Origin of the sequence: Streptomyces harbinensis, assembly GCF_900116145.1 — a bacterium.
Lineage (GTDB): Bacteria > Actinomycetota > Actinomycetes > Streptomycetales > Streptomycetaceae > Streptomyces > Streptomyces carpaticus.
Genome location: NZ_FPAB01000004.1, coordinates 586,336 through 603,302, shown reverse-complemented (window position 1 = coordinate 603,302; position 16,967 = coordinate 586,336). Strand labels below are relative to the sequence as shown.

18 protein-coding genes are annotated in these 16,967 nt (G+C 73.9%); 6 read left to right on the top strand and 12 right to left on the bottom strand.

All coding sequences use genetic code 11. From position 1 onward, the window contains the following. Positions 1 to 12: 12 nt before the first annotated feature. The gene (gene topA, locus BM385_RS14190; protein WP_093843255.1) at positions 13 to 2,916 is read right to left on the bottom strand and encodes a type I DNA topoisomerase; all 2,904 of its coding nucleotides are present in this window, start codon (positions 2,914 to 2,916) and stop codon (positions 13 to 15) included. Between the two features lie 274 nt (positions 2,917 to 3,190). Between topA and BM385_RS14185 the strand changes: the two genes are divergently transcribed. The 3 genes from BM385_RS14185 (at position 3,191) to BM385_RS14175 (ending at position 4,493) form a co-directional block, all read left to right on the top strand. Next, positions 3,191 to 3,661, top strand: a complete 471-nt coding sequence (locus BM385_RS14185; RefSeq protein ID WP_019433971.1) for a TM2 domain-containing protein — start codon at positions 3,191 to 3,193, stop codon at positions 3,659 to 3,661. Positions 3,662 to 3,688: 27 nt separating this feature from the next. Beyond that, entirely contained in the window at positions 3,689 to 4,108 is a 420-nt protein-coding gene (locus BM385_RS14180; protein ID WP_019433972.1) for a DUF2752 domain-containing protein, read from the top strand. Between the two features lie 127 nt (positions 4,109 to 4,235). Beyond that, on the top strand, positions 4,236 to 4,493 hold the full coding sequence (locus BM385_RS14175) for a TM2 domain-containing protein (protein ID WP_019433973.1): 258 nt from the start codon (positions 4,236 to 4,238) through the stop codon (positions 4,491 to 4,493). Positions 4,494 to 4,589: 96 nt separating this feature from the next. Here BM385_RS14175 and BM385_RS14170 read toward each other — a convergent pair whose 3' ends face one another. From BM385_RS14170 to BM385_RS14160, 3 genes are read right to left on the bottom strand one after another with little or no spacing between them, the layout of a single operon-like run. Beyond that, a complete protein-coding gene (locus BM385_RS14170; protein ID WP_093843254.1) occupies positions 4,590 to 6,104 on the bottom strand; it encodes a DUF7059 domain-containing protein in 1,515 nt (504 codons plus the stop codon). Positions 6,105 to 6,124: 20 nt separating this feature from the next. Beyond that, the gene (locus tag BM385_RS14165) at positions 6,125 to 6,796 is read right to left on the bottom strand and encodes a hypothetical protein (RefSeq protein WP_093843253.1); all 672 of its coding nucleotides are present in this window, start codon (positions 6,794 to 6,796) and stop codon (positions 6,125 to 6,127) included. A gap of 38 nt (positions 6,797 to 6,834) precedes the next feature. Beyond that, entirely contained in the window at positions 6,835 to 7,455 is a 621-nt protein-coding gene (locus tag BM385_RS14160; protein ID WP_019433976.1) for an HAD family hydrolase, read from the bottom strand. A gap of 313 nt (positions 7,456 to 7,768) precedes the next feature. Here BM385_RS14160 and BM385_RS14155 point away from each other — a divergent pair, with 313 nt between their 5' ends. Beyond that, positions 7,769 to 8,254 carry a methylated-DNA--[protein]-cysteine S-methyltransferase gene (locus BM385_RS14155; protein WP_026047463.1) on the top strand — a complete coding sequence of 162 codons (486 nt, stop codon included), beginning with the start codon at positions 7,769 to 7,771 and terminating at the stop codon, positions 8,252 to 8,254. After that, complete coding sequence (locus tag BM385_RS27155) at positions 8,251 to 8,406, top strand: hypothetical protein (protein ID WP_019433978.1); 156 nt, start codon at positions 8,251 to 8,253, stop codon at positions 8,404 to 8,406. Before BM385_RS14155 ends, BM385_RS27155 begins: the two co-directional genes overlap by 4 nt. 17 nt (positions 8,407 to 8,423) lie before the next feature. Here the strand turns inward: BM385_RS27155 and BM385_RS14150 are convergent, their stop codons facing one another. The 3 genes from BM385_RS14150 to BM385_RS14140 form a co-directional block, all read right to left on the bottom strand. After that, positions 8,424 to 10,784 (bottom strand): sodium-translocating pyrophosphatase, encoded by a 2,361-nt coding sequence (locus BM385_RS14150; RefSeq protein WP_093843252.1) that lies wholly within the window; start codon positions 10,782 to 10,784, stop codon positions 8,424 to 8,426. Between the two features lie 273 nt (positions 10,785 to 11,057). Then, the gene (locus BM385_RS14145) at positions 11,058 to 11,477 is read right to left on the bottom strand and encodes an ATP-binding protein (RefSeq protein ID WP_019433980.1); all 420 of its coding nucleotides are present in this window, start codon (positions 11,475 to 11,477) and stop codon (positions 11,058 to 11,060) included. A 118-nt stretch (positions 11,478 to 11,595) separates the two neighbouring features. Beyond that, positions 11,596 to 11,937, bottom strand: coding sequence for an STAS domain-containing protein (locus tag BM385_RS14140; protein WP_026047464.1), 342 nt, complete (start codon positions 11,935 to 11,937; stop codon positions 11,596 to 11,598). 56 nt (positions 11,938 to 11,993) lie between these two features. Here BM385_RS14140 and BM385_RS14135 point away from each other — a divergent pair, with 56 nt between their 5' ends. Continuing rightward, a complete protein-coding gene (locus BM385_RS14135; RefSeq protein ID WP_175542996.1) occupies positions 11,994 to 14,441 on the top strand; it encodes a DEAD/DEAH box helicase in 2,448 nt (815 codons plus the stop codon). Here the strand turns inward: BM385_RS14135 and BM385_RS14130 are convergent. The 5 genes from BM385_RS14130 to BM385_RS14110 all read right to left on the bottom strand — a co-directional run bounded on the left by BM385_RS14130 (position 14,395) and on the right by BM385_RS14110 (position 16,967). Next, complete coding sequence (locus BM385_RS14130; protein ID WP_093843251.1) at positions 14,395 to 14,718, bottom strand: Rv3654c family TadE-like protein; 324 nt, start codon at positions 14,716 to 14,718, stop codon at positions 14,395 to 14,397. The genes BM385_RS14135 and BM385_RS14130 overlap by 47 nt on opposite strands. 139 nt (positions 14,719 to 14,857) lie before the next feature. Beyond that, positions 14,858 to 15,229: a TadE family type IV pilus minor pilin gene (locus BM385_RS14125; protein WP_093843250.1), complete on the bottom strand. Its 372-nt coding sequence runs from the start codon at positions 15,227 to 15,229 to the stop codon at positions 14,858 to 14,860. Beyond that, positions 15,216 to 15,398 carry a DUF4244 domain-containing protein gene (locus BM385_RS14120; RefSeq protein ID WP_019433985.1) on the bottom strand — a complete coding sequence of 61 codons (183 nt, stop codon included), beginning with the start codon at positions 15,396 to 15,398 and terminating at the stop codon, positions 15,216 to 15,218. The genes BM385_RS14125 and BM385_RS14120 overlap by 14 nt, the downstream gene beginning before the upstream one ends. 1 nt (position 15,399) lies before the next feature. Then, on the bottom strand, positions 15,400 to 16,092 hold the full coding sequence (locus BM385_RS14115) for a type II secretion system F family protein (protein WP_019433986.1): 693 nt from the start codon (positions 16,090 to 16,092) through the stop codon (positions 15,400 to 15,402). Continuing rightward, on the bottom strand, positions 16,089 to 16,967 hold the full coding sequence (locus BM385_RS14110) for a type II secretion system F family protein (RefSeq protein WP_093843249.1): 879 nt from the start codon (positions 16,965 to 16,967) through the stop codon (positions 16,089 to 16,091). The genes BM385_RS14115 and BM385_RS14110 overlap by 4 nt, the downstream gene beginning before the upstream one ends.

The window sequence follows — 16,967 nt, the reverse complement described above, 5'->3', positions numbered from 1 at the left end:
GGGCGTGCCGCGTCAGGCGCCGCCGTCCGCGCCCGGGTCGCCCGAGGGGCCGTTTTCGGCCTTTGACGTGGACTTTTCCACCGTGGAGGTTTTCTTCGCGGCCGTCTTCTTCGCCGTGGTCTTCTTGGCGGCGGTCTTCTTGGCGGTCGTCTTCTTCGCCGTCGTCGTCTTCTTCGCGGTCGTCTTCTTCGCCGCCGTCTTCTTGGTGGTCTTCTTGGCCGCCTTCTTCGCGGTCTTCTTCGCCGGCCCCTTCGCCCGCTTCTCTGCGAGCAGTTCGAACCCACGTTCAGGGGTGATGGTTTCGGGATCGTCGTCCCGCCGCAGCGTCGCGTTCGTCTCGCCGTCCGTGACGTACGGACCGAACCGCCCGTCCTTCACCACCACCGGCGCCTGCGTCACCGGGTCCGTGCCCAGCTCCTTCAGTGGCGGCTTGGCCGCGGCCCGCCCGCGCTTCTTCGGCTGGGCGTAGATCGCCAGCGCCTGATCCAGCGTGATGGTGAACAGCTGCTCCTCGCTCTCCAGCGAGCGCGAGTCCGTCCCCTTCTTCAGATACGGGCCGTACCGCCCGTTCTGCGCGGTGATGTCGTCCCCCGACTCGGGGTCGGTGCCCACCACCCGCGGCAGCGACAGCAGCCGCAGCGCGTCCTCCAGCGTGATCGTGTCCAGCCGCATCGACTTGAACAGCGACGCCGTGCGCGGCTTGACCGCGTTCTTGCCGGTCTTCGGCGTGCCCTCCGGCAGCACCTCGGTGACGTACGGCCCGTACCGCCCGTCCCGTCCCACGATCGGATGACCGCTGACCGGGTCGGTGCCGAGCTCGAAGTCCCCGCTGGGCTTGGCCAGCAGTTCCTTGGCCAGCTCCACCGTCAGCTCGTCCGGCGGCAGTTCGTCGGGGACGTCCGCCCGCTTGCCCGGCTCGCCCTCGGCCGCGCCCTCCTCGGGCGGCGCCTCCACGTACGGCCCGTACCGGCCGACCCGCAGGACGATGCCCTCGCCCACCGGGAACGAGGAGATCTCCCGGGCGTCGATCGCGCCCAGGTCCGTGACCAGCTCCTTCAGCCCGCCCAGATGGTCGCCGTCACCGTTGCCCGCCTCCGCAGCACCGCCGACGCCCTCGCCCTCACCGAAGTAGAAGCGGCGCAGCCACGGCACCGCCTCCGCGTCGCCGGTGGCGATGCGGTCCAGGTCGTCCTCCATCTTCGCGGTGAAGTCGTAGTCCACCAGCCGCCCGAAGTGCTGCTCCAGCAGATTGACGACGGCGAAGGAGAGGAAGGACGGCACCAGGGCCGTCCCCTTCTTGAAGACGTAGCGCCGGTCCAGGATGGTGCCGATGATCGAGGCGTACGTCGAGGGCCGCCCGATCTCGCGCTCCTCCAGCTCCTTGACCAGCGACGCCTCGGTGTAGCGGGCCGGCGGCTTGGTGGAGTGCCCGTCCGCGGCCAGCTCGCGCGCGGCCAGCGCATCGCCCTCGGCGACCTGCGGCAGCCGCCGCTCGCGGTCGTCCAGCTCGGCGTTGGGGTCGTCCGCGCCCTCGACGTACGCCTTCATGAAGCCGTGGAAGGTGATGATCTTCCCCGTCGCGCCGAACTCGCAGTCCTGCCCGTCCGCGCTCGTCCCGGCGACGCGCACCGCCACCGACTGCCCGACCGCGTCCTTCATCTGCGAGGCGACGGTCCGCTTCCAGATCAGCTCGTACAGCCGGAACTGCTCGCCGGTCAGCCCCGTCTCGGCCGGGGTGCGGAACCGGTCGCCGGAGGGCCGGATCGCCTCGTGCGCCTCCTGCGCGTTCTTCACCTTGCTGGCGTAGGTGCGCGGGCGGTCCGGCAGATAGTCCCGCCCGTACAGCTGCGTGACCTGGGCCCGCGCCGCCGCCACCGCCGTCTCCGACAGCGTGGTGGAGTCGGTCCGCATGTAGGTGATGAAGCCGTTCTCGTACAGCCGCTGCGCCACCTGCATGGTGGCCTTCGCGCCCATCCCGAGCTTGCGCGACGCCTCCTGCTGGAGGGTGGTGGTGCGGAAGGGCGCGTACGGGGCGCGCCGGTACGGCTTGGACTCCACCGAGCGGACGGTGAACGCCGCCCCCGCGAGCCCCTCGGCCAGCGCGCGGGCCGTCGCCTCGTCCAGCTGCCGCACCTGCCCGGGGCTCTTCAGCTGCCCGTCCGCGCCGAAGTCCCGGCCCTGCGCGATGCGCCGCCCGTCGACGGAGACCAGCCGGGCGCCGAAGGTGTCCGGGCCGCCGTCGGCGCCCTCGCCCGTGGCGAAGGTCCCGACGAGGTCCCAGTACGCGGCCGGGCGGAACGCGATGCGCTCCCGCTCCCGTTCCACGACCAGCCGGGTGGCCACCGACTGCACGCGCCCGGCCGACAGCCGGGGCATGACCTTCTTCCACAGCACCGGCGAGACCTCGTACCCGTACAGCCGGTCGAGGATGCGCCGGGTCTCCTGCGCCTCCACCAGCAGCTGGTTCAGCTCGCGCGGGTTGTCGACGGCCGCCCGGATGGCGTCGCGGGTGATCTCGTGGAAGACCATCCGGCGCACCGGCACCTTGGGCTTGAGGACTTCGCGCAGATGCCAGGCGATGGCCTCGCCCTCGCGGTCCTCATCGGTGGCCAGGTAGAGCTCATCCGATTCGGCCAGCAGCTCCTTGAGCTTTCTGACCTGGTCCTTCTTGTCGCTGTTGACGACGTAGAGGGGCTGGAAGTTGGCGTCGACGTTCACGCCGAGCCGCGCCCAGGACTCCCCTTTGTACTTGGCGGGCACCTCGGCCGCGCCGTTCGGCAGATCGCGGATGTGTCCGACGCTCGCCTCGACCACATAGCCCGGGCCGAGGTAGCCCTTGATCGTCTTGGCCTTGGCGGGCGACTCGACAATGACAAGCCGGCGTCCGCCGTTCGTGGTCTCGCTGGTCGGGGACAACGTCTCGCTCTCTTCTCTCCGGTTTCTCCGGTAGCTCTCGGCGCGGATGGGCGGTCGCCGCGTACGGGGTGGGTACGGGCTCGCCGCGCCCCGTGCGGAGTGTGACGCTACCTCCCGGCTCCGTGTCAAACGGGAATACCCCGCGACGCCACTCGAACCGTAACCCGACAGCCCGCGTTCCCGCCGCCCCATGCCCCTGGCAGGATGTCGGCCGTGGAACCGGTCTGTCCCTGACCGGCCCGCGCTTCCGCTCATCCATCCGCAAGGGGGACTCATGACCGACCAGAACCCGTATCAGCAGCCGCCGCCGGACCCGAACCAGAACCCGTACCAGCAGCCCACCGGCCAGCCGGGCCAGCCCGGGACGCCGCCGCCCGGCGGGCAGCCCGGCCAGCCGGGGTACGGCTACCCGCAGCAGCCGGGCGCCGGCGGGTACGGGCAGTACCCGCCGCCCGGATACGCCCAGCAGCCCGGTGCCGCCTACGGCGCGGTGGACCCGAACGCCCCCTTCGGCTATGACCAGTACGGGCGTCCGTACTCCTCCAAGTCGAAGATCATCGCGGGTGTGCTCCAGCTGGTCCTCGGCGGTGTCGGTGCGGGTCGCTGGTACACCGGGCACTACGGCCTGGCGGTCGCCCAGCTGCTCACCTGTGGCGGTATGGGCATCTGGTCGCTCATCGACGGGATCCTCTTCCTCGTCAAGGACGACCGCACCGACTCCGACGGCCGCGCCCTCAAGAGCTGATCCGGGCCGGGCCGTGAGGTGGAGGGGGTGAGCCGGGTGAGCAGTGTCACGCGGGCGGGGCGGCGGCTTCACCCCTCGGTGCTGCCGCTGGCCACCCTCGCCGCCGGCCTGGCCGGTTCGGTCTATCTGTGGCACACCAACCCGCACGAGGGCGGGGGGCTGCTGCCGCGCTGTCCGTTCAACTGGGCCACCGGGCTGCTCTGCCCGGCCTGCGGCGGCACCCGGATGGCGTACGACCTGCTGCACGGGGACGTCGCCGCGGCGTTGCACGACAACGCGGTTCTGCTGCTGCTCGGTCTGCCGCTGGGGGCGTGGATCGGGGGCCGCTGGCTGTACGAGGGGCTGCGCGGGCGGCGTTACCGGCCGGCTCTCGGCGGCCGGGCGGGGATGGTGGCGATCGTGGGGATCGCGGTGGGGTGGGCCGTGGTCCGCAACCTCATGGGGTAACGGATATCACTTCTGCATCGGTATCCGATCCGGTGCAACCGGTGAGCGCTTCGGGATGTCTGAGCACCAACAACAAGTAAATCCGCTTGTCGTTCGACCATCTCACAGCCTGAATGGAACACCGCTCATGACCTATCCCCCCGCCCCGGCTCCCGGTTCCCCGGCCGGTGCCCCCGAGTCCCCCAAGTCCAAGGTCGTCGCCGGCATCCTGCAGATCCTGCTCGGCGGCGTCGGCGCGGGCCGCTGGTACACCGGCCACTACGGCATGGCCGTCGCCCAGCTGCTCACCTGCGGTGGCCTCGGCATCTGGTCGCTCATCGACGGCATCCTCTTCCTGGTCAAGGAGGACCGCACCGACTCCGACGGCCTGGTCCTGAAGAAGTAACGCGACGGCACCAGGCGGAGGGCCGGCCCGGGCGCCCCGGAGTCGGCCCTTTGGCCTGCCCGGGGCCGTGCCGCCGGCGGGCTCGCGGCCCGCCGCTCACACCGGCAGCAGGAACCCGTCGCCCACCAGCGTCCGCAGCACCGCCGGCGCCCCCTCCCGCACCCGCGCCGGATCGGCCTCCAGCAACTGCGCGATCGCGTCCACGATCACCCCGGCCGGCAGCGTCCCGTCGCACGCCCCCGCCAGCGCCGCGCCCAGCGTGTCCACGGCGTGCGCCCGCATCATGCCGTGCCGCTGCCGCAGCACCACATGCTCCGGGTCCTCCGCACCCGGCGCGCCCACCTGCTCCTGCACCACGCCCTCGGCCAGCTCGAACCGGGTGGCCAGCAGCGCCCGGTCGTCGTGGTCCCGCAGGAACGCCGCGAGCGCGAGACGGCGCCGCGCCGTCTCCCCCAGCGGCTGCTCGACCGCGTGCGGCCACTCCTCCGCCGTGACGGACGGCCGGCGGCTGCCGGTCTTGGTCAGGGTGATCCAGCCGAACCCCACGCCCCCGGTGCGCCGCCGCTCGAACTCGGCCAGCCACTGGCCGTACAGCCGCTCGTACCCGGCCGGATCGTCCCGGTGGACGCCCGCGTCGCGCAGCCACAGTTCGGTGTACTCGGTGATGTCCTGCCGCTCGCGCTGCACGATCCACGCGTCGCAGCCGGCCGGCACCCAGGAGGCGACCCGCTCGCGCCAGTCCTCGCCCTCCACGTGCTGCCAGTTGGCGAGCAGCTGGCACACGCCGCCGTCGGTCAGCCGGTCCGCCGACCGTTCCACCAGCGTGCGGCAGAGCGTGTCGCCGCCCATCCCGCCGTCGCGGTAGGTGAGCGCGTCCGCGCCCTGGGCCGGGGAGATGACGAACGGCGGGTTGGCGACGATCAGATCGAAGCCCGCCTCCCGCGCCACCGGCTCGAACAGCGAGCCCTCCCGCAGCTCCGGCTCCGCCGCCCCCGACAGCCCCAGGGTGAGCGCGGCCATCCGCAGCGCGCGCGGGTTCACGTCCGTGGCCACCACCCGCCGCGCGTGCTGGGCGAGGTGCAGCGCCTGGATGCCGGAGCCGGTGCCCACGTCCAGCGCGCGGTCCACCGGCTCACGGACCGTGAGCTGAGCGAGCGTCATGGAGGCGCCGCCGACACCCAGCACCACATCGCGGTCCCTGCCGCCCGCCCCGCCCGCGCCGCCGACGCCGAACCCGGGGTCGGAGACCACCCACCAGTCCTGCCCCTCGGGCCCGGCGTACGGGCGGACGTCGACCGCGGCCCGTACGCCCGCGCCCTCGCGCAGCAGCCAGCCGTCGCCGAGCAGCCCATCCACCGGGAGGACGGCGCGGGCCCGCTCGTAGGGCACCGGCCGCTGGAGCAGGAACAGCCGGACGAGGACGGCGGGCGCGCTGTCGTCGCCGCCGGTCGCACGGGCCGCCGGGACGGTCTCGCCGCGGGCCAGCGCGGTGTACGCGGGGCCGCCCAGCAGCTCAAGCAGACCGTCGGCGGTGAAGGCGGACGCCGTCAGCGCCGCCCGGAGACGGGCGGTGCCGGCGGCGGTGGGGAGGGGGAGATCAGCAGTGCTCACCCTGCCATTGTGGTGCGCGCTCAGGCGTCCTCGTCATCGGAGTCCGCGTCGGCGTCCGCGTCCTCGTCCTTGCCGGCGTCGGCGTCGGCGTCGGCGTCGGCATCCTCGCCTCCGTCCGCGTCCTCGCCGCCCGGGCCGCCCGCCGGGGCGCTCTGGCAGCCCTCCTGCTGGGCCATCGCCTGGCCCAGCTCCCCGGACTGGAGCTCGCTCAGCGCCTCGTCACCGCTCTGCCCCAGCGTGCTCAGCCGGCCGGCGATGTCCTTGAGCCCGTCCGAGAACGCCGACACATCGTCCGGGTCCAGCTCGTCGACCGAGGTCTTCAGGCCGGCGTACGACTCCGAGATGCTGTTCAGCTCCCCGACCGCGTCCTGCCGCAGCTGCGCGCCGTTGTCCACGGGCGGGTCGCCGGCGTCGTTGACGATGGTGGCGAGGTTGGCGTACGCGTCGGAGATCTCCTGGAACGCCGCCGAGTCGGCCTCCTGAACCTCGGCGGCCGGCTTCCCACCCTCGCTGGCCTCGGTGATGGCCGCGCTGGCCGAGCGGATCTTCTCGACCTCCGGCTGCATCCGGTCGCAGACGGCCTTGGCCCACTCGTCCGTCTTGCCGTTGTCGTCGCTCCCGCACCCGGTCAGCGTGAGCGCCAGCGCCAGCGCCGCGCCACCGGACCATCTGACCGCACGTCCGTAAGTCACCGTTCCCTCATCCCTTCGAGCCGCTGGGCGGGAACCTACTATGCCGTCGATCCCTCTTCCGAGTGACGAGCGGACCGGTCGCCGCGGATTGCAGCCATTTGCATCAGCGGCACCAGCATCTCCCGCAACGGGCCGGTTCCCTGGTAGTGCACCCCGGTCATCCCGGCCCGCCGTGCCGCCTGCACATTCTCCAGGGAGTCGTCGACGAACAGACACCGGGCCGCCGCGACCCCCGCCCGCCGGGCCGCGATCCGGTAGATCGCGGGCTCCGGCTTGGCCGCCTTGACCCGCGCCGAGTTCACCACGGCGTCCGCCAGATCGGCGATCCCGAGCCCGGCGAGATCGGCCTCCAGCCGGGTGGTGCCGTTGGACACCAGCACCACCGGCACCTTGCGGCGTACCTCACGCAGCAGCCGTACCAGCTCCGGATCGACCCGGCCGATCCCGGCCGGCCCCGCCCACGCGTCGGCCAGCGCCCGCTGCGCGGCCGGCAGTTCGGCGCGGACGGCGGCGCGCCACTCCTCGTCGGTGATCGCGCCGGTGACGGCCGGGCGCAGCAGGTCCGGCCGCAGCGCCACCTCCAGCACGGGCCGCCACCGCTCCGCGTCGTCCCACGTCCTCAGCACTCCGTCGATGTCGCACAGCACGGCACCCAGCACGTCTCTCACCTCAAGCAGTCGGCCCCGAGGGGACCCGTACACCGGCGAGCTCGCGTCGCGCGGCCGGCGTCGGCGACGGGGCCCGGGCGGCGGCAGCACGGCCGCGAAGTCGATGTCATCCTTCCCCGGTGGCGCGGGCGCCGCGTGCGGAAGCCGCGTCCGGGGCACCGGATGGGGCACGCCTTCCCCACTGACGGCTCCCAATGCGCGGGAGCGGGGTGGTACGTGTCACCGTCATGTCCGAAATCCGCCGGACGGACGGCCCCCGGGCGGCGCAGGCTGGGGGCGAGCAGCGAGAAGGAGGCCGAGGACGATGGCGACAACCGTGTGGACACGCGTGGACAGCCCGGTGGGCGAACTGGTGCTGGTGGGAGACCGCAGCGGCGCGCTGTCGGCGGTCGGCTCGCCGGACTCGCCGAAGGGCTTCCCCGTGGACCCGGCGTGGGAGCGCGACGACACGGTGTTCGGGGAGGCGGTCCGGCAGCTGGCCGAGTACTTCGCGGGCGACCGGACCCGCTTCGCGCTGCCGTACCTGCCCACCGGCTCGGAGTTCCGGCGCCGGGTGTGGGCCGCGCTGGAGTCCATTCCGTATGGCGAGACGACGACGTACGGGGCGGTGGCCGCCTCGATCGGCGCCTCGCGGGCGGCGGTGCGCGCCGTGGGCGGGGCGATCGGGGCGAATCCGCTCCAGGTGATCCGGCCCTGCCACCGGGTGATCGGGGCGGACGGCTCGCTGACCGGGTACGCGGGCGGGCTGGAGCGCAAGCGGCAGCTGCTGGAGCGGGAGGGGGCCCTGTGACGGGTGGGGTCAGCAGGGCGCGGCGGCGGCTGCGCCGGGCCGGGGTGCTGCGGCCGGCCCGGGCGCGGGATGCCGCCCGGGGTCCGGCGCCGGCGGGCGCCGTCACCGCCGGGGCGCACGTGGTGGCGGGACGGCTCGCCGCCCGGCGCTGACCCGGGGGCGGGGGACGTTACGCGGGCGTGGTCGCCTCCTCCGGCCGCTTGCCGCCGTCCCCGTCACCCCCGTCGTCGTCGCCGACCACGATGCCGCGCCGTTTGGACGCGTACACGGCGCCGACGATGACGACCAGCGCGACCGCGGTGATCAGCACCCGCAGCGGCGCGCTCGCGTCGTCGCCGTAGCTGAGCGCGACCACGGCCGGGGCGATGAGGAGCGCCACCAGGTTCATGACCTTGAGCAGCGGGTTGATGGCCGGGCCGGCCGTGTCCTTGAAGGGGTCGCCGACCGTGTCCCCGATGACGGTGGCGGCGTGCGCCTCGCTGCCCTTGCCGCCGTGGTGGCCGTCCTCGACCAGCTTCTTGGCGTTGTCCCAGGCGCCGCCGGAGTTCGCCAGGAACACCGCCATGAGGATGCCGGCCCCGATGGAGCCGGCGAGGTAGGAGCCGAGCGCCCCGACGCCGAGGCTGAAGCCGACGGCGATCGGCGCCATGACCGCCAGCAGCCCGGGGGTGGCCAGCTCGCGCAGGGAGTCGCGGGTGCAGATGTCGACGACCCGGCCGTACTCGGGCCGCTCGCTGTAGTCCATGATCCCGGGCCGCTCCCGGAACTGCCGGCGTACCTCGTGGACGACCGAGCCGGCCGAGCGGGAGACGGCGTTGACGGCGAGTCCGGAGAACAGGAACACCACCGCCGCTCCGATGATCAGACCGACGAGGTTGTTGGGCTGGGAGATGTCGAGCGAGAGCAGCGTCGCGTCGGTGATCCGGTCCACGCCGACGTCCGCGACGGCGGTGGCGATGGCGTCCCGGTACGAGCCGAACAGCGCCGCCGCCGCCAGCACCGCCGTCGCGATGGCGATGCCCTTGGTGACGGCCTTGGTGGTGTTGCCGACCGCGTCCAGATCGGTCAGCACCCGGGCGCCCTCGCCCTCCACGTCCCCGGACATCTCGGCGATGCCCTGCGCGTTGTCGGCGATCGGGCCGAAGGTGTCCATGGCGACGATGACCCCGACCGTCGTCAGCAGCCCGGTGCCGGCCAGCGCCACCGCGAACAGCGCCAGCATGATCGTGGAGCCGGCCAGCAGGAAGGCCGCGTACACGCTCAGGCCGACCAGCAGCGCCGTGTACACGGCGGACTCCAGGCCGAGGGAGAACCCGGCCAGCACCACGGTGGCCGGACCGGTGCGCGAGGTCCTGCCGATGTCCCGCACCGGGCGGCGGCCCGGTTCCGTGAAGTAGCCGGTGAGTTGCTGGATGACGGCGGCCAGCACGATGCCGATGCTGACGGCGGCGAGCGCGAACAGCCGCGGGTCGGCGTCGTGCCCGGCGATCTGCGCGTCGCCGATCCCGTCCAGTTCGGCGAACGAGCCCGGGAGGTAGACGTACGCGGCGATCGCCACCAGGACGACCGAGATGCCGGCGGAGATGAAGAAGCCCCGGTTGATGGCGGTCATGCTGCTGCGGTCGCCGCGCCGGGGCGCGACGACGAAGATCCCGGCCATGGCGGTGATGACACCGATGGCCGGCACCAGCAGCGGGAAGGCCAGCCCGGCGTCGCCGAAGGCGACCGTGCCGAGGATGAGCGCGGCGACCAGCGTCACCGCGTACGACTCGAACAGGTCGGCGGCCATGCCCGCGCAGTCGCCGACGTTGTCGCCCACGTTGTCGGCGATGGTGGCGGCGTTGCGCGGGTCGTCCTCGGGGATGCCCTGCTCGACCTTGCCGACCAGGTCGGCGCCGACGTCGGCGGCCTTGGTGAAGATCCCGCCGCCCACCCGCATGAACATGGCGATCAGGGCCGCGCCCAGGCCGAAGCCCTCCAGCACCTTGGGCGCGTCGGCGGCGTACACCAGCACCACGCACGCGGCACCCAGCAGCCCGAGGCCGACCGTGCACATGCCGACGACCCCGCCGGTACGGAACGCGATCCGCATCGCGTGATGCCGGGCGGGTACCGGATCGCGCGCGTCCGCCGCACGCGCCGCCGCCGCCACCCGGACATTGCTGCGCACCGCCAGCCACATTCCCAGATAACCGGTGGCGGCGGAGAAAAGCGCGCCGATCAGAAAGAAGAGCGAGCGCCCGATCCGCTGATTCCAGTCGTCGGCCGGCAGCAGAAAGAGCAGAAAGAACACCACGACGGCGAAGAGGGACACGGTGCGCAGCTGGCGGGCGAGATAGGCGTTCGCCCCCTCCTGTACGGCCGCGGCGATCTTCTTCATGCCGTCGGTGCCCTCGCCGGCGGCCAGTACCTGCCGGGCCAGCACCACGGCCAGCCCCAGTGCGGCGGCGGCCACCAGCGCGATGACCACCACGAGACCGCGATCACCGCCGGTCAGCTCGGCGGCCTGTGTGTACGGAATTCCCGCCATTCGTCCTCCTTGACGCTCAGGCGTTGATCCGGAAGAGACGTGGCGGGAGTGTAGGGAGAACTACGCGATCCAAAAAGGGGATGCGAAAGGAATGCATGCCGCGGCGGGCAGCGGAAGATCGACCGGAGAAAACCGATCAAGAAAAAGAAAGGTGACGGGAGAGAAAAAGGAGCAGCGAGAGAAAGGCGGTGCTCCGGGGAAAAGCGGCGAACGGTGACAGGAGGCGGCCGGCGGCCCGGCCGCTCAGGGGTCGGCCGCTCGGAGCCGGGCCGCTCAGGAGAACGAGGCGTCCAGCGTCGGCCAGCTCATCCGGATGAGACCGCCCCGGTCGTCCGCGACGACCTCCACGTCGTCCACCAGCCCGCTGATGACCGCCAGGCCCAGCTCATCGGTCTCCTCGGCGGCCTCCGCCGCCGGCTTGCCCTGCGGCACGGCCACCGCGCTCGGCGCGTCGTCGCCCACCTCGATGGTGAACGCCTTCTCCGCCTCCGTGAGCGTGACCCGCACCGGGGAGGTCAGGCCGTGCACCGCGTGCAGACCCACCGCGCGGCTGCACGCCTCGCCCACCGCGAGCCGCAGCTCGTCCAGCACGGACTCGTCGACCCCGGCCCGCCGCGCCACGGCCGCGGCGACCAGCCGGGCGGTCCGCACATGCTCGGGCGACGCGCTGAAGCGAAGTTCGACGGTGGCCATGCCATCCCCCTACGTCGTACACGGACACCGCCCCGGGGACCGACGCCGGTCCGGGGCGGCTCACTGTGATGATCTCGTACGAATCCGGTGCGGGCCCGCACGGGGCCCGCCCCGCCCCTCAGTCGGTGGCGGCGATGGCCTCTTCGACGGACTCGTGGATCGGGAAGACCTTCGTCAGACCCGTGATCCGGAAGATCTTGAGGATGCGCTCCTGGTTGCACACCAGCCGCAGCGAGCCCTCCTGTGCCCGGACCCGCTTCAGGCCGCCGACCAGCACCCCGAGACCGGTGGAGTCCAGGAAGTCAACGCGCTCCATGTCCACCACCAGGTGGTGATTGCCCTCGTTCACCAGCTCTACCAGCTGTTCGCGCAGCTTGGGCGCGGTGTATACGTCAATCTCGCCACCGACCTCGACGACCGTGCGGTCACCAACGGTCCTGGTCGAAAGGGACAGGTCCACGGACTCCTCCAGCACCTTGCTCACGAGCGGTCGCCCCCCATGGATCGGCAGCCGCCATCGCATTCAATCACTTACCGCCTGCCCACGACGACGTCTTACAGCCATTGTCCGTCCAACCAGTGACAGACTCGGTGCTGATGTCCCACGAGCAGCCACCGCCGACCGCAGGCGTCCCCGCCGCCCGCCGGCCCTCCCCCGGGGAGGTGCTGGCGCGCTTGGGCAGCCCAAGTGACCGCTCCACGCGGATCACCCATACGGAGCACCTGCCCGCGCGGACCGGCCGCCATGCGCCCTGGCCGCAAGGGATACCCGGCGCGGTCACCGACGCCGTGCGCGCCACCGGGATCGAACAGCCCTGGGCCCATCAGGCCCGCACCGCCGAGCTGGCGCTGGGCGGCTCCTCCGTCGTCCTGTCCACCGGCACCGCCTCCGGCAAGTCCCTCGCCTACCAGGTGCCCCTGCTCACCGGCGTCCTGGCGGGCGGCACCGGGCTCTACCTGGCCCCCACCAAGGCCCTCGCCGCCGACCAGCGCCGCGCCCTGCGCGCCCTGGCCGCCCCGCTGGGCAGCGCCGTACGGCCCGCCGTGTACGACGGCGACACCCCGCCCGAGGAACGCGCCTGGGCCCGTGAGCACGCCAACGTGCTGCTCACCAACCCCGACATGCTGCACCGGGCGCTGCTGCCGGGACACCGCCGGTGGACCGCGTTCTGGCGGCGGCTGCGCTACGTCGTCATCGACGAGTGCCACATCTACCGCGGCGTCTTCGGCTCCCACGTCGCCCAGGTGCTGCGCCGGCTGCGCCGGGTGGCCGCCCACCACGGGGCCGCACCGGTCTTCGTCCTGGCCTCCGCCACCACCGCGGAGCCCGGCGCCGCCGCCACCCGGCTCACCGGACTGCCGGTCACCGAGGTCACCGACGATGCCGCCCCGCGCGGCGAGGTCGTCTTCGCGCTGTGGGAGCCCCCGCTCACCGAGGCCCACGGCGAACGCGGCGCCCCGCTGCGCCGTACCGCCACCGCCGAGAGCGCCGACCTGCTCACCGACCTGACCGTCGCCGGCGCCCGCACCGTCGCCTTCGTCCGCTCCCGGCGCGGCGCCGAACTGATCTCGCTCATCGCCCAGGAACGGCTCGCCGAGGTCGACCGCTCGCTGGCCGGCCGGGTCGCCGCCTACCGGGGCGGCTATCTCCCCGAGGAGCGCCGCGCCCTGGAGCAGGCGCTGCACAGCGGCGAACTTCTGGGCCTGGCCGCCACCAACGCCCTGGAGCTGGGCGTGGACATCGCCGGGCTGGACGCCGTCGTCCTCGCCGGCTACCCGGGCACCCGGGCCTCGTTGTGGCAGCAGGCCGGCCGCGCCGGTCGCCGGCGGCAGGGCGCGCTGGCGGTGCTGGTGGCCCGCGACGACCCGCTGGACACCTATCTCGTCCACCACCCGGACGCCCTCTTCCGGCAGCCGGTGGAATCCACCGTGCTGGACCCGGCCAACCCGTACGTCCTCGCCCCGCACCTGTGCGCGGCGGCGGCCGAGGTCCCGCTGACCGCGGCGGACGGCGCCGAGGACCTGTTCGGCGCGGCGGGCGCCGCGCTGCTGCCCAAGCTCGCCGACCGCGCCCTGCTGCGCCGCCGGGGCGAGAGCTGGTACTGGACGCGCCGCGAACGGCCGGCCGACCTCGTCGACATCCGCGGTCAGGGCGGACGCCCGGTCCAGGTGGTGGAAGAGGGCACCGGCCGCCTGCTGGGCACGGTGGACGCCTCCGCCGCCCACTCCACCGTCCACGAGGGCGCCGTGCATCTGCACCGGGGCCGCAGCTATGTCGTCCGGGAACTGGACCTGACGGACGCGGTGGCCCTGGTCGAGGAGTCCAGCCCGCCCTGGTCCACCTCGGCGCGCGACGTGACCGACATCTCGATCCTGGAGACCGGGACGGAGATCCCGTGGGGCGCGGCGAAGCTGTGCTTCGGCACCGTGGAGGTGACCCACCAGGTCGTCTCCTATCTGCGCCGCAAGCTGCTGACGGGCGAGATCCTGGGCGAGACCACCCTGGACCTGCCGCCGCGCTCGCTGCGCACCCGCGCGGTGTGGTGGACGGTCACCGAAGACCAGCTGGACGCCGCCGGGATCACCCCGGAGATCCTGCCCGGCGCCCTGCACGCCGCCGAGCACGCCGCCATCGGCATGCTGCCGCTCTTCGCCACCTGCGACCGCTGGGACATCGGCGGCGTGTCCACCGCGCTGCATCCCGACACCCTCCTTCCAACGGTCTTCGTCCACGACGGCCACCCGGGCGGTGCCGGGTTCGCCGAACGCGGCTTCCACGTGGCCCGCGCCTGGCTGACCGCGACCCGCGACGCGATCGCCGCCTGCGGCTGCGAGGCCGGCTGCCCGTCCTGCGTCCAGTCGCCCAAGTGCGGCAACGGCAACGAGCCGCTGCACAAGCGCGGTGCCATCCGGCTGCTCACGGAACTGCTGCGGCAGCCGGCCCCGCCCGAGCCCGCACCGTGACGGCGTAGGGCCCCACCTCCCCCGCCACGCTCAGGTCGGCGATCTCGCCGGCCATGTCGCACCGCACCACCCGGACCCGGTGCGCCGCGGCCACCCGCCCGGCCGCCGCGCAGGCGGCATCGGCCCCGCGCAGCGCCCGGTCGGCGGCGGCGAGGGCCGCCAGGTCCGCCCCGGTGGCCACCCGCTGCCGCAGCCCGGCCAGCTGCCCGAGCAGCAGCACCACCCCGAACCCGGCCAGGAGCAGCGCCACCAGCCCCACCGCCCACACGGACGCCACCCCCCGGTCGCGCCCCTCCCGCCACCGGCCCGCCCGGCCGCGCCCGGCGGCCGCACCGGGCGCGGTCCGAGTGGCGGGATGCGAACCAGTCACTCCGCCCCGCCCGGCGGCCATATCCCGGCCAGCACCCCGGGTGGGCCTACGGGAGACCGGGCTCCCGGTGGGCGGCGGCGTCCGCGCCGATGTCGAGGGCGAGCGCCGCGGGGCCGGGGGTGCGGGCCACCACCCGGACGTGGTGGAGGTCGCCCTCGTCCCGGAGCTGGACGTCCGCCCCGCCGGGTGCCGCCGCCCGGGCCAGCTGAAGCACCACGGCGGGCGGCTCGCCCCGGGCCGCCGCGCGGGCCCCGGCCCGCGCGGCGTCCTGACAGCGCAGCTGTGTGGCCACGGCACCCAGCGCCCACAGCAGCATCGCGAGCAGAGCCACCAGCGCGGGCACGGCGATCGCCGCCTCGGCGGTGACATAGCCGCCGTCCCGTGGCGCGCTCCGCGCACGGCGCTCACACCGGCCCACTGAACGCCCGCTCGACCAGGCCGCGCAGCAGTCCGGCCACCGTGTCGGAGGTCAGCACCTGGTACAGCAGGGCCGCGAGTCCGGCTGCCGCGATGGTGCCCACGGCGTATTCGGCCGTGCTCATCCCGGCGTCGCGGCGCGGACCGTACAGCGTGATCCACCTGGTCATCTCACATCAGCTCCTTCGCGAGTCCGATCACCACAGGGGCGACCCCGATCAGCAGATACGCGGGCAGAAAGCAGAGGCCCAGCGGCCCCGTCACCAGGACCGCCGCCCGCCGGGCGGTCGTCTGGGCGGCCCTGCGGCGCCGCCCACGGCATTCGACGGCCTCCGCCGCCACGGCCGCGACGGCGGGAGCGCCGCTGGATCCGGCCAGCTCCAGTCGTCTGGCCAGCCCGGCGGCCCCGGGCAACTGGCCGAATCTCTTCCATACGGCGGCCGGTTCCCCGCCGAGCCGCAGCTCAGTGGCCGCCCGCCGCAGGCCGTCGCCGAGCGGCCCGCCGAGTGAGCCACCCACCGCCCCGGCGGCCACCGCCGGGGCGGCCCCGGCTGCCAGACAGGCGGCCAGCAACTCGGCGATCAGCGGCAGCTGCGGATCCTCCCGATCGGTCCGGGCCGCTCCCGCCGAGCGGATGCGCGCCCGCAGGCGCGCCCGCCGTCCCGCCGCCTCGGCCACCGCTCCCGGGCCCGGGTGCGGCGTCGGGTCCGGGTCAGGCGGCCCGGTGGCGCCGGGGGTGAGCGCCGTCAGCCGGGCGGCGGTGGTCCGGCGCCGGGTGAAGCGGTGGAGCAGCAGCAGCGGACCGGCGACGGCCGCCGACAGGGTCAGCAGGGGAAGCAGCACCCGCAGGGCGTGCGTCGTCATGGCGCCGTCCTCTCCGCCGACCGGTTGATGGCCGCGACCCAGGCCAGGCCCGCCAGCTCCAGCAGGCCGCCCAGGAGCAGGCAGACCAGCCCGGGCACGGAATGGAGCAGCACCTCCAGGGGCCGCGCGCCCATGGCCGTACCCATGAGCAGTCCGAACAGCGGCAGGGCCGCCAGCAAGGCAGCCGTGGCCCGGGGCCCGGCGAGCTGGGCCCGTACTTCCTCCCGCTGGTCCTGCTCGGCTCTCAGCGCCTCCGCGACCTTCTCAAGACCGGCGGCGAGAGAGGCCCCGCTGTCCACCGCCACCCGCCAGCAGGCGGCCACGGCGCGCAGCCCGTCCGCTCCGGGCCGTTGCGCGGCGGTGCTCAGGGCGCCCGGCACGTCACCGCCGTACCGTGCGGCGGCCAGCACCGCCGTGCCCGCCGCGCCGAGGGAGCCGGTGCCAGTGGCCGTGATGGCCTGCCAGGGCTGCCGGCCGGCGCGGACCTCGGCCGCCACCGCGCGGCAGAACCCGATCACCGACTCCCGCCGCTCCTCGGCCCGCCGCCGCTTCCGCCGGCGCCGCAGGCCGCGCACCACGAGGGGTGCGGCGAGGCCCGCCGCGACCAGGGGCAACGGGGAGCGGCCCCACAGCGCGACCAGGCCGCCGGCGGCGAGGCACCACAGCACCGCCCGGGCCGTGCCGTCCGCCGGCGGGCGCACCCGCGCCCGCAACCGGGCACCCGGCCCGGGCCGCGGCCCCCGCGGCCGGTCGTCCGCCAGCACCCACCGGGCGCGGCGCCGCGCCGCCGCGCCGGAGGTGGTCAGCAGCCAGGTGGCGCCGCCCGCGCACAGCGCGCCCGCGAACGGCATCAGGGTCGTCGTCGGCCCGTTCAT

What these genes read in the sequence shown, in the direction of transcription:
- BM385_RS14185 (WP_019433971.1), top strand. Translation starts at nt 3,191, where the DNA reads ATGACCGACCAGAACCCGTATCAGCAGCCGCCGCCGGACCCGAACCAG.
- BM385_RS14175 (WP_019433973.1), top strand. Translation starts at nt 4,236, where the DNA reads ATGACCTATCCCCCCGCCCCGGCTCCCGGTTCCCCGGCCGGTGCCCCC.
- BM385_RS14155 (WP_026047463.1), top strand. Translation starts at nt 7,769, where the DNA reads ATGGCGACAACCGTGTGGACACGCGTGGACAGCCCGGTGGGCGAACTG.
- BM385_RS14150 (WP_093843252.1), bottom strand. Translation starts at nt 10,784, where the DNA reads ATGGCGGGAATTCCGTACACACAGGCCGCCGAGCTGACCGGCGGTGAT.
- BM385_RS14145 (WP_019433980.1), bottom strand. Translation starts at nt 11,477, where the DNA reads ATGGCCACCGTCGAACTTCGCTTCAGCGCGTCGCCCGAGCATGTGCGG.
- BM385_RS14120 (WP_019433985.1), bottom strand. Translation starts at nt 15,398, where the DNA reads ATGACCAGGTGGATCACGCTGTACGGTCCGCGCCGCGACGCCGGGATG.
- BM385_RS14115 (WP_019433986.1), bottom strand. Translation starts at nt 16,092, where the DNA reads ATGACGACGCACGCCCTGCGGGTGCTGCTTCCCCTGCTGACCCTGTCG.
- BM385_RS14110 (WP_093843249.1), bottom strand. Translation starts at nt 16,967, where the DNA reads ATGAACGGGCCGACGACGACCCTGATGCCGTTCGCGGGCGCGCTGTGC.